Origin of the sequence: Rheinheimera sp. A13L (assembly GCF_000217935.1) — a bacterium.
GTDB lineage: Bacteria > Pseudomonadota > Gammaproteobacteria > Enterobacterales > Alteromonadaceae > Pararheinheimera.
The window spans coordinates 1-12,920 of sequence record NZ_AFHI01000024.1 but is presented as its reverse complement, the minus strand read 5'-3'; the positions used below and the strand labels follow the sequence as shown (position 1 = coordinate 12,920).

At 46.3% G+C, this 12,920-nt stretch carries 16 protein-coding genes; 11 read left to right on the top strand and 5 right to left on the bottom strand.

Annotated elements, in window-relative coordinates; all coding sequences use genetic code 11:
- Positions 1-209 precede the first annotated feature (209 nt).
- Positions 210-944 (top strand): 23S rRNA (guanosine(2251)-2'-O)-methyltransferase RlmB, encoded by a 735-nt coding sequence (rlmB, locus tag RHEIN_RS13590; protein ID WP_008899552.1) that lies wholly within the window; start codon positions 210-212, stop codon positions 942-944.
- A gap of 41 nt (positions 945-985) precedes the next feature.
- Here rlmB and RHEIN_RS13585 read toward each other — a convergent pair whose 3' ends face one another.
- Complete coding sequence (locus tag RHEIN_RS13585; protein ID WP_008899551.1) at positions 986-2,350, bottom strand: class II fumarate hydratase; 1,365 nt, start codon at positions 2,348-2,350, stop codon at positions 986-988.
- Between the two features lie 233 nt (positions 2,351-2,583).
- On the opposite strand from RHEIN_RS13585, the gene rpsF reads away from it, so the two are divergent.
- From rpsF to alr, 6 genes are all read left to right on the top strand, one after another.
- Positions 2,584-2,961, top strand: coding sequence for a 30S ribosomal protein S6 (gene rpsF / locus RHEIN_RS13580; protein WP_008899550.1), 378 nt, complete (start codon positions 2,584-2,586; stop codon positions 2,959-2,961).
- Positions 2,962-2,968: 7 nt separating this feature from the next.
- Positions 2,969-3,274, top strand: a complete 306-nt coding sequence (gene priB / locus RHEIN_RS13575; protein WP_008899549.1) for a primosomal replication protein N — start codon at positions 2,969-2,971, stop codon at positions 3,272-3,274.
- Between the two features lie 10 nt (positions 3,275-3,284).
- On the top strand, positions 3,285-3,512 hold the full coding sequence (rpsR, locus tag RHEIN_RS13570) for a 30S ribosomal protein S18 (protein ID WP_008899548.1): 228 nt from the start codon (positions 3,285-3,287) through the stop codon (positions 3,510-3,512).
- Positions 3,513-3,551: 39 nt separating this feature from the next.
- Positions 3,552-4,004 carry a 50S ribosomal protein L9 gene (gene rplI / locus RHEIN_RS13565; RefSeq protein ID WP_008899547.1) on the top strand — a complete coding sequence of 151 codons (453 nt, stop codon included), beginning with the start codon at positions 3,552-3,554 and terminating at the stop codon, positions 4,002-4,004.
- Positions 4,005-4,197: 193 nt separating this feature from the next.
- Positions 4,198-5,589 (top strand): replicative DNA helicase, encoded by a 1,392-nt coding sequence (gene dnaB, locus RHEIN_RS13560; RefSeq protein ID WP_008899546.1) that lies wholly within the window; start codon positions 4,198-4,200, stop codon positions 5,587-5,589.
- A complete protein-coding gene (gene alr / locus RHEIN_RS13555; protein WP_008899545.1) occupies positions 5,589-6,686 on the top strand; it encodes an alanine racemase in 1,098 nt (365 codons plus the stop codon). The genes dnaB and alr overlap by 1 nt, the downstream gene beginning before the upstream one ends.
- Positions 6,687-6,715: 29 nt before the next feature.
- Here the strand turns inward: alr and RHEIN_RS13550 are convergent, their stop codons facing one another.
- From RHEIN_RS13550 to RHEIN_RS13540, 3 genes are all read right to left on the bottom strand, one after another.
- On the bottom strand, positions 6,716-7,180 hold the full coding sequence (locus RHEIN_RS13550) for a chemotaxis protein CheX (protein ID WP_008899544.1): 465 nt from the start codon (positions 7,178-7,180) through the stop codon (positions 6,716-6,718).
- A 178-nt stretch (positions 7,181-7,358) separates the two neighbouring features.
- The gene (locus RHEIN_RS13545; RefSeq protein WP_008899543.1) at positions 7,359-7,808 is read right to left on the bottom strand and encodes a transcriptional repressor; all 450 of its coding nucleotides are present in this window, start codon (positions 7,806-7,808) and stop codon (positions 7,359-7,361) included.
- 131 nt (positions 7,809-7,939) lie between these two features.
- The gene (locus RHEIN_RS13540; RefSeq protein ID WP_008899542.1) at positions 7,940-8,980 is read right to left on the bottom strand and encodes a linear amide C-N hydrolase; all 1,041 of its coding nucleotides are present in this window, start codon (positions 8,978-8,980) and stop codon (positions 7,940-7,942) included.
- Between the two features lie 235 nt (positions 8,981-9,215).
- Between RHEIN_RS13540 and dusA the strand changes: the two genes are divergently transcribed.
- The 4 genes from dusA (at position 9,216) to RHEIN_RS13525 (ending at position 11,846) form a co-directional block, all read left to right on the top strand.
- A complete protein-coding gene (gene dusA, locus RHEIN_RS13535) occupies positions 9,216-10,217 on the top strand; it encodes a tRNA dihydrouridine(20/20a) synthase DusA (RefSeq protein WP_008899541.1) in 1,002 nt (333 codons plus the stop codon).
- Between the two features lie 186 nt (positions 10,218-10,403).
- Positions 10,404-10,670, top strand: a complete 267-nt coding sequence (locus RHEIN_RS13530) for a hypothetical protein (protein WP_008899540.1) — start codon at positions 10,404-10,406, stop codon at positions 10,668-10,670.
- 2 nt (positions 10,671-10,672) lie between these two features.
- The gene (locus tag RHEIN_RS21365; RefSeq protein WP_272941642.1) at positions 10,673-10,798 is read left to right on the top strand and encodes a hypothetical protein; all 126 of its coding nucleotides are present in this window, start codon (positions 10,673-10,675) and stop codon (positions 10,796-10,798) included.
- A gap of 838 nt (positions 10,799-11,636) precedes the next feature.
- The gene (locus tag RHEIN_RS13525; RefSeq protein WP_008899538.1) at positions 11,637-11,846 is read left to right on the top strand and encodes a PspC domain-containing protein; all 210 of its coding nucleotides are present in this window, start codon (positions 11,637-11,639) and stop codon (positions 11,844-11,846) included.
- 79 nt (positions 11,847-11,925) lie between these two features.
- On the opposite strand, the gene prmA is transcribed toward RHEIN_RS13525, so the two are convergent.
- Positions 11,926-12,810, bottom strand: a complete 885-nt coding sequence (prmA, locus tag RHEIN_RS13520; RefSeq protein ID WP_008899537.1) for a 50S ribosomal protein L11 methyltransferase — start codon at positions 12,808-12,810, stop codon at positions 11,926-11,928.
- Positions 12,811-12,920: the final 110 nt, after the last annotated feature.

Below are 12,920 nucleotides of genomic sequence, written 5' to 3'. Positions count from 1 at the left end.
CCAGGTCAGTGTTTTTGCTACACTATACCCAAATTAATTGGAGTTGCAGCGCGGCGACAAGCGTTCGAGACCCCAAGAGCATAGTTTTCCTATGTGATTGGGGCGAGATACCGCAGTCAACAAAGCTGCGGCTTCAAGTAAGAAGGGTATAGACGCTAGTTAAACTGAGCCCGGTGTTACCGGGCTCGGTCATTTTCAAAGAGGTTGCGATGAGCGCAGATTTTGTATTTGGTATTCATGCGGTAAGTGCGTTATTTGAACGTGCGCCGGAAGATGTTCTTGAACTTTTTATCTTAAAAGACAAAGACGATCAGCGTTTACAGCCGCTGCTGAAATTCGCCCGTGATTTTGGCGTGTCAGTGCAGTACTGCAACCGCAGAGCTTTGGATGAAAAGGTGAATGGTGCACAGCATCAGGGCGTGGTAGCGAGAGCCCGAGCTCAGCAATCAGGTAACGAGCAGGATTTAGCCCGTATTATTTCTGAGCAATCTAGCCCTTTTATTCTGATTTTAGATGGCATTACCGACCCGCATAACTTAGGCGCTATTTTACGAAGTGCCGACGCTGCCGGTGTGCATGCTGTGGTTGCAGCAAAAGACCGTTCAGTCAAAGTCACACCTGTGGTGCGTAAAGTGGCTTGTGGTGCAGCAGAAGTGGTGCCTTTTATTACGGTGACGAACTTAGCCCGCACTATTCGTGAGTTAAAAGACGCTGGTATTTGGGTGGTAGGGGCTGCAGGTGAAACTGACACCACTATATATCAAACGAAACTCAATGGCCCTTTGGCTATAGCTTTAGGTGCTGAAGGTGATGGGTTACGTCGTCTGACCCGCGAGCTCTGTGATTCGCTGATGAAGATCCCGATGTTTGGTTCAGTCTCCAGCTTAAACGTATCGGTAGCGACCGGTATCTGCTTATTTGAAGCAGTGCGTCAGCGCCAGTAATCCGGTTATGGGGTCAGCCTTGTGGCCAGACCCCAAGCCTTCTAACCCTTGCTAAGCAAGGCCGGGTCCAATAACTTTTCTAACTCTGCTCTGCTGTAACTGGTTTGTTCTATTGCCACATCAATCACAGGCCGCTTTTCTTTATAAGCCTGCTTTGCAATCTCCGCTGCTTTTAAATAACCAATTAATGGATTGAGTGCCGTCACCAGAATAGGGTTACGCGACAAGGCTTCGTCTATCTTGTCTTTTTGCACTGTAAAACCTGCTATGGCCTCTTCACCTAAAGCAGAGCTTGCCGAACTTAACAGCTCGAGGTTTTGTAAGATGTTATGGGCTATGACGGGCAACATCACATTCAGCTCAAAGTTACCGGACTGGCCAGCCACTGTAATAGTGGCATCGTTGCCTATCACCTGAGCGGCCACCATGGCCACAGCTTCAGGGATAACCGGATTGACTTTGCCCGGCATAATGGAAGAACCAGGCTGCAAAGCAGGCAATGCTATTTCGCCTAAACCTGCCAACGGGCCAGAGTTCATCCAGCGCAAGTCATTGGCTATTTTTAGTAAAGCCACAGCCAACACTTTGGTGGCGCCTGATAAAGCAACAATAGAGTCTTGCGAGCCTAAACTGAAAAAGAAATTAGAGCTGGGTTTAAATTTTAAACCTGTCTGGCTACTTAGCTTCTGGCAAAACAAAGCAGCAAAATCCGGATGGGCATTAATACCAGTACCCACAGCTGTGCCGCCCTGAGCTAATGCTAATACCTGCTGCTGTGCAAACTCCAGTTGCTGCCGGGCATGGGCAATTTGGGCCTGCCAGCCGGATAGCACCTGAGCAAAAGTCACAGGCATCGCATCCATTAAATGAGTACGGCCTGTTTTGACAATATGACCAATTGCCTGAGCTTTAGTGGTTATGACAGCTTCCAGTTTGGTGAGTGTCTCAATTAACTGATGGTTGGCAACAGCTGCACTTAAATGAATAGCTGTTGGGATCACATCATTGCTGCTTTGGCCCAGATTAATATGATCGTTAGGGCTGATGTTAAGGCCTGAACTTTTACTGGCTAAAGTCGCCAGCACTTCATTGACATTCATATTGGTGCTGGTGCCAGAGCCCGTCTGAAACAGGTCGATAGGGTAGTGCGCCATATCCAGCTTGAGCAGTTGTTGCTCTGCAGCAGAACTAATGGCCGAAGCAATTTCTGGTTGCAGTAACTCCAACTCAAGATTAGCGGCAGCAGCTGCTTGTTTAACTCGAAGCACGGCTTTAATAAAAGCCGGAGGCATAGTCAACTGACTGATTTGAAAATTATCCAAAGCCCGCTGCGTTTGTGCCTGATACAAAGCCTCTGCCGGTAGTTTTACGTCCCCCATACTGTCGCGTTCAGTTCTGAAAACCATGACTTTATTCCTGTTTGTTTTTTGCTCAGTTGCAAAGGTTATGGGGGCTTTTTGCCTAAATAGCAACAAAGTGCAACCAGACTAAGGGCAGCGCTAATAAAAATCTGTTCTGTAGCTTGTTTTAACAGCAAGAAACCCCTAGAATACCGCCCCTTCGACCATCCAGAACGTTCCTTGCCTCTATGCGAGTCTGGTCGAGCTCACCCGAGGCTAACTAACCGTAAGGAGCTACAATGCGTCATTACGAAATCGTGTTTATGGTTCACCCAGATCAAAGTGAACAAGTTCCAGGAATGATCGAGCGTTACACTGGCGCGATCAAAGAAGCTGGTGGTTCAATTCACCGCTTAGAAGACTGGGGCCGTCGTCAATTAGCTTATCCAATCGAAAAGCTGCACAAAGCTCACTATGTTCTGATGAACGTAGAAGCGCCACAGGCAGTAATTGACGAGCTGGAAACTAACTTCCGCTTCAACGACGCTGTATTGCGTAACCTGATCATGCGCACTAACACTGCCGTGACTGAGCCATCACCAATGGCCAAGGTACGTGACGAACGTCGTGACCGTGCTCCTCGTGATTCAGATGAGCTGGTAGCAAACGACGAGTAATTTGCAGATGGACAATAGCCTGGTCGTGACTGGCACTATATGCCGTCAGGTTGACCACAGCGAAAGTCCGGCCGGTATTCCTCACAGTTATTTAGTGATTGAGCACCAATCAGTGCAGCAGGAAGCCGGTTTTAACCGTCAGGTTTATGTCAGATTACAAGTAGTCTGTGCAGGAACCGGGTTGACGCAACAAACTCACAATTTGAAACTGGGAAACAAAGTTCGGGTGACAGGTTTTTTAAACCGGCATCAGAGCCGCAGCGGTCAGTCTAAACTGGTGCTGCATGCCCAACAGATTGAAATATTAAGTTAGGAGAAGTTTCATGGCTCGTTATTTCCGTCGCCGTAAATTCTGCCGTTTCTCTGCAGAAGGCGTGATTGAGATCGATTACAAAGATACAGCTACGTTAAAAAATTATGTCACTGAAAGTGGCAAAATTGTCCCAAGCCGTATCACTGGTACCAGCGCTAAGTATCAACGTCAATTAGCTCGCGCTATCAAACGCGCACGCTACCTGGCCTTGTTACCATACAGCGATTCACACAGCTAAGCAGCGACTGGTTAAACCGTATACAGAGAGGGTATTACAATGGAAATTATTCTGTTGGACAAAGTCGCTAACCTTGGTGGTTTAGGCGACAACGTAACTGTTAAATCTGGTTATGCTCGTAACTTCTTATTCCCACAGGGAAAAGCAGTTCCAGCGACCAAAGCTAACATCGAAAAATTTGAACAGCGTCGTGCTGAGTTAGAAGCCAAACTGGCTGAAACTTTAGCAACTTCTCAAGCTCGTGCTGAGAAAATCGCTGCTCTGGCTGAAGTGACTTTAGCTTCTAAAGCTGGTGACGAAGGCAAATTGTTCGGTTCAGTTGGTACACGTGATATTGCTGATGCTATCACTGCTGCAGGTGTTGCAGTAACGAAAGCAGAAGTGAAGTTACCTAACGGTACTATCCGTGAAACTGGCGAATTCGACATCGCGCTGCAGTTACACGCAGAAGTAACAACTACTATCAAAGTAGTAGTGGTTGCTGAGGCTTAATAAGCCTTTTGGGCACACAAATTTGTGTGCCCAATCCTTCCCCCGTTTTGCCTTCGTTTTACGTTAAAAAAATTCCGCTTTACTGATTTTTCCAAGCCTTTAAGCATGCTTTAATGGTAGGCTATCGCTCCCATGCAGGTGCTGTATCTAAGCTATATAAACCTGTCGCGCAATTTCTAGAATTTCTGGTGTTATGGACAATAAGCAAAGAGATAAACAAGTCGCAGCGGTAAAAATGCCGCCACATTCCATTGAAGCTGAGCAATCCGTCTTAGGCGGCTTAATGCTGGACAACGATGCCTGGGACAAGGTCTCGGAAAAAGTGGTTGAGCACGACTTCTATTTACGTTCACACCGCTTTATTTTCTCTGCGATGTCACGGGTGGCTGAAGCCAACCAGCCTATCGACTTAATTACCGTTTCTGAAACTTTAGAACGCAGCCAGCAATTAGCCGACGTTGGTGGTTTTGCCTATTTAGGCGAAATTGCCAAAAACACTCCCAGTGCGGCCAATATTCTGGCCTATGCCGACATAGTGCGTGAACGTGCTGTGGTTCGGGATATGATTTCTGTAGCGCACGATATTGCTGATGCAGGTTACGACCCACAAGGCCGCAACAGTGCCGAGCTTCTGGACTTTGCAGAAACCAAAGTCTTTAAAATTGCAGAACAGCGCGCCAATTCCAATGAAGGCCCTGAGCCTATCAACAGCATTTTGTCGAAAACCATAGATAAAATAGATGAGCTGTTCCGTAACCCAAGCGCTGGTGGTTTAACTGGTGTCTCCACGGGTTATATGGATCTGGATAAAATGACCAATGGTATGCAGCCGTCGGATCTTATTATTGTTGCGGCCCGTCCTTCTATGGGTAAAACCACTTTTGCGATGAACTTGTGTGAACACGCCGCTATTACCAGCGATAAGCCGGTGCTTATTTTCAGCTTAGAGATGCCGTCCGAACAAATTATGATGAGGATGCTGGCATCTTTAGGCCGTATTGACCAAACCAAAGTGCGGACAGGCCAGCTGGATGATGAAGATTGGGCGCGTTTATCCTCCGCCATCGAACTTCTGAACAGCAAAGGCAAAATGTATATCGATGATGCTTCAGGTTTAACACCGACTGAAGTGCGCTCCCGTGCCCGTCGTGTAGCACGTGAACATGGTGGCCTGAGCATGATCATGGTCGACTATCTGCAGCTGATGACAGTACCGGGTTTATCGGAAAACCGTACTTTAGAAATCGCCGAAATTTCGCGTTCATTAAAAGCTCTCGCCAAAGAGTTAAAAGTGCCGGTCGTTGCCTTATCGCAGCTTAACCGTAGTTTGGAACAACGAGCCGACAAGCGCCCGGTGAACTCTGACTTACGTGAATCCGGTTCTATCGAGCAGGATGCCGACTTAATTATGTTTATCTACCGTGATGAGGTGTATCACGACGACAGCCCGGATAAAGGCACGGCCGAAGTCATTATAGGTAAACAACGTAACGGCCCTATAGGTCGTATTCGCCTGACTTTCCATGGCCGCTATTCACGTTTTGATAATTACGCCGGTACAGCCCGTTTTGAGGACGAGTATTAATGAGTCGTCGTCCACAGGCCCGCATTGATTTAGCGGCCTTACTGCATAATTTACAACAAGTGCGTGCTGCCGCGCCAAATAGCAAAGTGCTGGCGGTATTAAAAGCCAATGCTTATGGTCATGGTTTATTAAAAGTGGCCGAACAGCTAAAAGACGCCAGCGCTTTTGGTGTAGCCCGTATCGACGAAGCGCTGATGCTGCGCGCCGGTGGCATAGTTAAACCTATAGTGCTGCTGGAAGGTTTTTTTCACGCAGACGAATTACCACAGATCGTCGCCAGCAACTTACAAGTGGTAGTGCATCATGAAAGTCAGGTTGAGGCTTTAGTTTCGGCAGAGCTGGATTCACCCATCCATGTCTGGCTGAAAATGGACAGTGGTATGCACCGCTTAGGTTTATTGCCAGAGCAATTTCTACAGGCCTACCAGCAGTTGTGCCACAGCCCCAATGTGATCCAGCCGATGCGGCTGATGACTCATTTTGCCAGCGCCGATGAGCTGGCGCAGGATAGCACTCAGCAGCAGATTGATCTCTTTGCTAAAACAGTTGAAGGTTTGGCTGGTGAGCATTGTCTGGCAAATTCCGCAGGAACTTTGGCCTGGCCTCAAAGTCATGGTCACTGGATCCGGCCTGGATTGGCTTTGTACGGCGTTTCGCCGATGGAGCGGGGCAGAGCAGAGCAACATCAATTAAAAGCCGTGATGAGCTTTAGCAGCAGCGTGATTGCGGTGCGTGACGTGAAGCAAGGCGACAAAGTAGGGTACGGCGGTACCTGGATTGCGCCAACAGATACCCGCCTGGCTGTAGTGGCTGTAGGTTATGGCGATGGTTATCCAAGAGCGGCCGGCAATGGCTGCCCTGTGCTGATTAAAGGTGAGCGTTATCCGATAGTTGGGCGTGTCTCTATGGATATGACCACAGTGGATATTGGCAAAGCCGATGTGCAGATTGGTGATGAAGTGCTGTTATGGGGTACTGATTTGCCGGTCGAAGAAATTGCAGAGCAGGCCCAGACTATTCCTTATGAGTTACTGTGTAATATCACCAGCAGGGTCGAGTTCAGATATATGAATGCTGAACAGCAAAAAGCCGACTGAAGTCGGCTTTTTTGTAGGTGCAGATCAAATTATTCGTCGAAGCTGACTTCAATAAAAACTTTGCCGAAGTCTGAATCAAATGGCATCAAAATTTTAGCACCAGTGGTTTTATGAGTAATGGTATGGCCTTTGCCTGATACGACAACAGGGGTCGCCATACTGAATTCATGGCCTTTTTCACCCAAAATACGCTTAGCGCCACCTGTCACCATATTAGTAATTTCACCCACCATATCAGTCACATCAGCGTTAATAGTGTCAGGTTTCTCTCCCAACATTCTGGACATGATTTCCAGCGCTAAGGATTCTTCAAAAGTGACTGAAAATGACCCTTTTGTGGTAGGGCCTATCATACCAATCAAACCTGATACTTCGCCGCGAGCCTGCTCGTCTTTCTTCAACCGTGGCTGCCCTGGCACAATTTTAGTATTGGCCATGGTACCTAACACATTGACTAACGAAGAGAGAAACGGATTTACATACTCAACATTCATTTAATTAGCCTGTTCGGAGTCTGGACCTGAGTGCATTGCCAACTTCAAGATTAGGTGGCTATGTCGTATAACACAAGTCTAGCTTATTGTTTTGGTATGATTTTTTCTAAAATATTTACAATTTTATTCGGTTCTAATCACTAAAATAGCCACTGAGGTAGCAAGGCGTCAAGCGGATTCAGTCAATTGACGCTTTTTTAAGGCAGCTTTGGCAACTTCCGTGAGCTTCTACAGTTTGTCGTTGAATTAAAAAGCCTTTTTCTGAGGCTAATTTTACGAACTCTTGCTGTAATGGGGATGAATGTAATTCTTCCACATGGCCACATTGATCACAGATCAGCAACTGCGCCGGATGATGTTGCTCAAAGTGATGGCAGAGCAAAAATGCATTAGTCGATTCAATTTTATGAATGAACCCCTGTTCGGTCAGAAAATCCAAAGCACGGTAAATAGTGGCAGGTTTAGCTGCGGGTTCACTGGCTTTTAATTGCTCCAGTAATTCATAGGCACCAATACCACCGTGAGTTTGCGCTAATAAACGAAACACTTTTTCACGAATGCTGGTAAAGCGGGCACCATTCACATCACAAATATGGCGGGCTCTGGTGACCAAAGATTCAATCGACATAAGGTAGCTCACTCCGGTAGCAATGGCGGCAGTTTATCACAGAAGTTTGTCTGCTCCAGCCTTTGAATTGGTAATTCCTTATACAAAACAAAAGTTAAGTTTTACTGCAGTTGTTATGGTTCAGTTGCCATCTACAAGCCTGCAAACTGAAAAGCTTCGGCTGGCCTGAATTGTGAAACCGCATTTCCTGCGTAGGTTTGATGTTCTGACAAGGCAAGTTTACGCACGGGCTGCCCCTTTTGCAGGTCAGCTTGTTTCAGGTCAACCCAGAAGGTATTCGGTGTTAATACAGTCTCAAAGTAGTAACGTAGTGCTTTATGATCAGAAACAGAGCGCCAGCGGGTAGATGAAATATTGGGCTCAGTGGGTGATGAAATGCCAAAGGGCACTGAAGCATTACGGATCACACTGAACAGGCTGGCTACCGCAATCCAGGGATCACTGGTCTGAGGTATTGCTTGCAGGTAAAACGAGGCTCTGACAAAACGGTCTGCTGCTCTGTTTGTTCCCGGCAGCATAGTGGTGCCTCCCAATTCACGCCAGTATTCGTTGATTGCCAGCTGTTTTTCAAATACGGGGGAGTTGGTCATCACGGTATAAGACGGATCGTGATGGATCACCAGCTTTCCATTGATATACTCAAACACCGCATTGTCGCCTGAAGCGTCTGATAAAGATAAATGTAAGGTGGCTAAACGGTCAGTTCCTGGAATATTTGCAGAGACAACAACAAAAGGTTCGTTCTGCATGGCCTCTACAGCTTCAGAGACTGTCGCAAAATTATCCAGCATATATTGTACCCAGGCAGCAATACTCAAACCGGGTTGACTGCCGTCATAGTCGGCATAACGTGACTCCACTAACCACAACAGATTAGCGACCAGGCCTTTTTCGTTCAAACCATCAGTGCTTGAAATATCAAAGGCACTGGCGACTACGCTGCCATATCGCGAGGTCCAGCGCACTGAGTTAGGGCCAACTTCTCCCTGGCGTTGCATACCTCGGGGAAATAGCCAAAGATTCACCGGGATCTCATCACGCCAATCCATCGAACGGGCAGTAAGCACCAGTTGCTCAGGACCCTTATAAACAGCTCTGGTACAGGCTTCAGCTGTTGAGATCAGGCTAAGGGTACAAATCAATGTAAAGATAAACACCAGAAAGTTACGCATACAAGCTCCTTTGTTTTAGTCTTTTGCCTTACAAATCTGTAATTTTGTCAGGCTCCAGCATCTGACTGTAGCTGCATTTCTATTGTAGTCACATAATGCAGCAAGGCTAAAAATCAGTATAGCCAGAAGCTTTGCACTGAAAAGCCTGGCCTTCTGGTGTATACTCGCGCGATTTTTCTACACTCTGTGCTCAGAGTTTGCAGAAAACAGCAGATTAACCAAATGGCAGCCGTTTATGACTAGTTCGAATACTTCCTCCTCCAAGCCTGTGACTATGGATCACCGTTTCTCCATTGCCCCTATGCTGGATTGGACGGATAAACATTGTCGTTATTTCCACCGTTTATTGTCTGAACATGCGGTGCTTTATACCGAAATGGTGACCACAGGGGCCATTATTTATGGGCAGGGGGATTATCTTGGTTTTAATGACGAAGAACATCCGGTCGTAGTTCAGCTGGGTGGTTCAGACTCTAAAGATATGGCGCATAGCGCTAAGCTTTGTCAGGAAAGGGGCTACGACGCTATTAATATCAATGTAGGTTGCCCTTCGGACAGAGTACAAAATGGTATGTTTGGCGCTTGCCTGATGGCCAGACCTGAATTAGTGGCTGCCTGTATTCATGAAATGCGTGCTGTAGTGGATATTCCTGTCACGGTAAAAAGCCGCATTGGTATTGATGATCACGACAGCTATCAGTTTTTAGTCGATTTTATCGGCACTATCGCTGAATCCGGTTGTAACCAGTTTATTGTGCATGCCCGTAAAGCCTGGTTAAGTGGTTTAAGCCCTAAAGAAAACCGTGAAATTCCGCCACTGGATTATGAGCGCGTTTATCAGCTGAAAAAAGATTTCCCGCATTTAGATATCTCCATCAATGGTGGCGTTAAAACCCTGGCTGATTGTTTAACCCATTTACAGCATGTGGATGGTGTGATGGTAGGCCGCGAGGCGTACAGCAACCCGCTAATGCTGGCGCAAATCGACGCTGCTATTTATAACAACCCACGAGCTGTACCTACACCCCATCAGGTGGTTGAGTTGATGTTGCCTTACATTGAACGACAAATGACTCAAGGTGCACGATTCTGGCATATAGCACGCCATATGCTGGGGCTGTTTCAGGGCGTACCAGGTGCCCGTTTATGGCGCCGGCATTTAAGTGAAATAGGTCATCTGCCGACCAGTGGTCCACAAGTGATGCTGGATGCGCTGAAAAAGGTGCCACAGCTTTAACGTTGAAAACAAAAAAGTGGTGAATTTCACCTACTTTTTTGTTTTATTGGTTTTTTATTTGATTTTGAAAACCCCTTTTAATCTTAGTTAAGTTGTTTATTATCAATAACTTAAAAAATATTATTAGTATGGCACGCACCTTGAAATAGAGATAGTGAACTTCATTACTCATTAAGGAGCACGACCATGAAAACACTCGCTACGTTAGTCCTGATTACCTCTGCAGCTTTTGCTGTTACCCCTGTAGCGCAAGCCAATGAGCTGAGCTTACCTTCAGTCAATACACAAGCGATCAGCAATTTTGCGACAGAATTGATGAGTCAGCAAATGACTGAATTAAAAGCGGCCATTGCTGAACAAAGTAAAAAAGCTCTGGCCGAACTGGAAGCAACTTTAGTCACCAGCACTGAAACTGATAAACAAACAGTTGTTGCGGCAGCTAAGGTGAACTAAGGATGCTGAGCTTAACATTAGGCTTGTTGGGGCTGTTTTTATTGCCCGTCGTTAGTGTTGGCCTGGTATCTGTGATCTGGCATTGGTTATTACCCCCGTTCGATATTCCTGCTTCAACCCGGTTTTAAGTAGTACCGGGTTTTGTTTTTTTAAGTCCTTTTCCATGGCTAAGTTTGTTTCTCTGGCTCCTTTTATACCCCTGATTTTCTGATCCCTCTTTAGTGCAAGTCGGTTGCACCTGCTTGTTTGAATTTGATTGAAATTGCCTTATTTAAAAATAACTAAAAAATGGTTAAAAACGCTACTTTTGTGTTTTGACTATAATTCAAACAACAACCTTGCTTTGATGTTTTTCATAAAATAATGATTTAAAACAGTGGCTTGAAATTAATTTTTAAGTTGGCATAACAGCTGCAATGTATAGATATCAACAGATGAACTGATGATGAATTAAACCACTAACTAAGGTTAAGGAGAGTCAAAATGGAAATAGCAGCACTGATGGTTGTATTAGCTTGGTTCGGTATTGTTGGCAGCTGGGCTGCAGACGAAGTCTGAATAACTAAGCGCTGATGGGTATCAGCAAAAAGTGAAAAACATAAACAGAGGTAAGGAGAGTCAAAATGGAAATAGCAGCACTGATGGTTGTATTAGCTTGGTTTGGCATTGTAGGCAGCTGGGCTGCAGACGAAGTCTGAATAACTAAGCGCTGATGAGTATCAGCAAAAAGTGAAAAACATAAACAAAGGTGAGGAGAGTCAAAATGGAAATAGCAGCACTGATGGTTGTATTAGCATGGTTTGGCATTGTTGGCAGCTGGGCTGCAGACGAAGTCTGAACAAAAAGCGTTTAGGGAGAGGCAGAACATGTCACTGATTATTATCAATATTGTCGTGGTCTGGGCTTTAGCTGGTTTGCTCTGGTTGTTAGACAGAGCGGTTTATAACAAGATTGGAGAGTAAGCATATGAGTTTAGAAAAAGATAAAAGTGCCTGGTTTGTGAACAAGGCTAAACGTAAAATTTCAGGTGTGTGTGCAGGTTTTGCTGCTTTTTATGAGCAACCAATCTGGTTAATCCGCACTGTAGTGGTATTGCTGGCGCTGTGTTTTCCGGTTGCTGTGGTAGTAGCTTATATCGCCGCTGCGTTAATACTGCCAGAACGTTGGGTGTACTGATATGAGTTTGTTAGAAACAGGCGACCTGATGGGCAGGTCGCCTGTAGAGCAGTCAGGCTATAGATCGAACGATGAGGCCTTAAACTTTCTTCCGTGCCGTTAAGCGCACCCATTCTTCTTTGACCGCTACAGGGTCAAACTCAAATTCTGCCGCGTAAGCATCGATCACCGACTGAGCCTGACTTTCCAGAATACCGGACAGCGCCAGCAGGCCACCTGGTTTGACGTAAGCACTGATAATGCCAGAAAGCTGTGCTAAAGGGCCGGCCAGAATATTCGCCACTACTACATCGGCTTCTAATGAAGCAGGTTGATCCTTCGGCAAATACAACTCAATTTGTTGCTCTACACTGTTACGGGTGGCGTTGGCGAGGCTGGATTCAATAGCTTGTGGGTCAATGTCGATACCGACCACACGCTTAGCACCAAGCTTTAATGCCGCAATACCTAAAATACCTGAGCCACAACCAAAATCGACCACTAAACTTTGCGACAATTCCTGTGCATCCAGCCATTCCATACAAAGTGCTGTGGTTGGGTGAGTGCCGGTACCAAAAGCTAAGCCCGGGTCCAGCATCACGTTCACTGCCGTTGGATCCGGAATATCGCGCCAGCTTGGACAGACCCATAATCTGTGACCGAAACGAATAGGGTGGAAGTTATCCATCCATTCCCTTTCCCAGTCTTTGTCTTCCAGTTGTTCCAGCTTGTACTGCACACCGTTTTTGAAAATGGCGGCTTTTTCCAGCTGGCGAACCACTTTATCCATGTTATGTTCAGCGTCAAACAAACCTACCACAACCGTATTTTCCCAATACAAGACTTCACCCGGCATAGGTTCGTAAATAGGGGTGTCTTTGGCGTCAACAAAACTGACTGCTTGCGCTCCCCAGCTCATCAGCATATCGCTGACCTGCTCGGCTTGTTTTTCAGTGCTGTTTACGCGTAATTGGATCCACGGCATGGCGTTGCTCTTCACTTTCTGGAAATGGGCGCGAATTGTAGCAGTTTGGCGGCTTAAAATCAGCGCTTAGGTGGCGCAAATAACAAAGCCACCGTGAAGGTGGCTTTGGC

Coding starts and splice junctions, on each gene's coding strand:
- dnaB (WP_008899546.1), top strand. CDS start 4,198: ATGGACAATAAGCAAAGAGATAAACAAGTCGCAGCGGTAAAAATGCCG.
- RHEIN_RS13525 (WP_008899538.1), top strand. CDS start 11,637: ATGAGTTTAGAAAAAGATAAAAGTGCCTGGTTTGTGAACAAGGCTAAA.
- RHEIN_RS13550 (WP_008899544.1), bottom strand. CDS start 7,180: ATGAATGTTGAGTATGTAAATCCGTTTCTCTCTTCGTTAGTCAATGTG.
- rplI (WP_008899547.1), top strand. CDS start 3,552: ATGGAAATTATTCTGTTGGACAAAGTCGCTAACCTTGGTGGTTTAGGC.
- RHEIN_RS13530 (WP_008899540.1), top strand. CDS start 10,404: ATGAAAACACTCGCTACGTTAGTCCTGATTACCTCTGCAGCTTTTGCT.
- RHEIN_RS13585 (WP_008899551.1), bottom strand. CDS start 2,350: ATGGTTTTCAGAACTGAACGCGACAGTATGGGGGACGTAAAACTACCG.
- rpsF (WP_008899550.1), top strand. CDS start 2,584: ATGCGTCATTACGAAATCGTGTTTATGGTTCACCCAGATCAAAGTGAA.
- rpsR (WP_008899548.1), top strand. CDS start 3,285: ATGGCTCGTTATTTCCGTCGCCGTAAATTCTGCCGTTTCTCTGCAGAA.
- RHEIN_RS13540 (WP_008899542.1), bottom strand. CDS start 8,980: ATGCGTAACTTTCTGGTGTTTATCTTTACATTGATTTGTACCCTTAGC.
- dusA (WP_008899541.1), top strand. CDS start 9,216: ATGACTAGTTCGAATACTTCCTCCTCCAAGCCTGTGACTATGGATCAC.
- alr (WP_008899545.1), top strand. CDS start 5,589: ATGAGTCGTCGTCCACAGGCCCGCATTGATTTAGCGGCCTTACTGCAT.
- RHEIN_RS21365 (WP_272941642.1), top strand. CDS start 10,673: ATGCTGAGCTTAACATTAGGCTTGTTGGGGCTGTTTTTATTGCCCGTC.
- priB (WP_008899549.1), top strand. CDS start 2,969: ATGGACAATAGCCTGGTCGTGACTGGCACTATATGCCGTCAGGTTGAC.
- prmA (WP_008899537.1), bottom strand. CDS start 12,810: ATGCCGTGGATCCAATTACGCGTAAACAGCACTGAAAAACAAGCCGAG.
- RHEIN_RS13545 (WP_008899543.1), bottom strand. CDS start 7,808: ATGTCGATTGAATCTTTGGTCACCAGAGCCCGCCATATTTGTGATGTG.
- rlmB (WP_008899552.1), top strand. CDS start 210: ATGAGCGCAGATTTTGTATTTGGTATTCATGCGGTAAGTGCGTTATTT.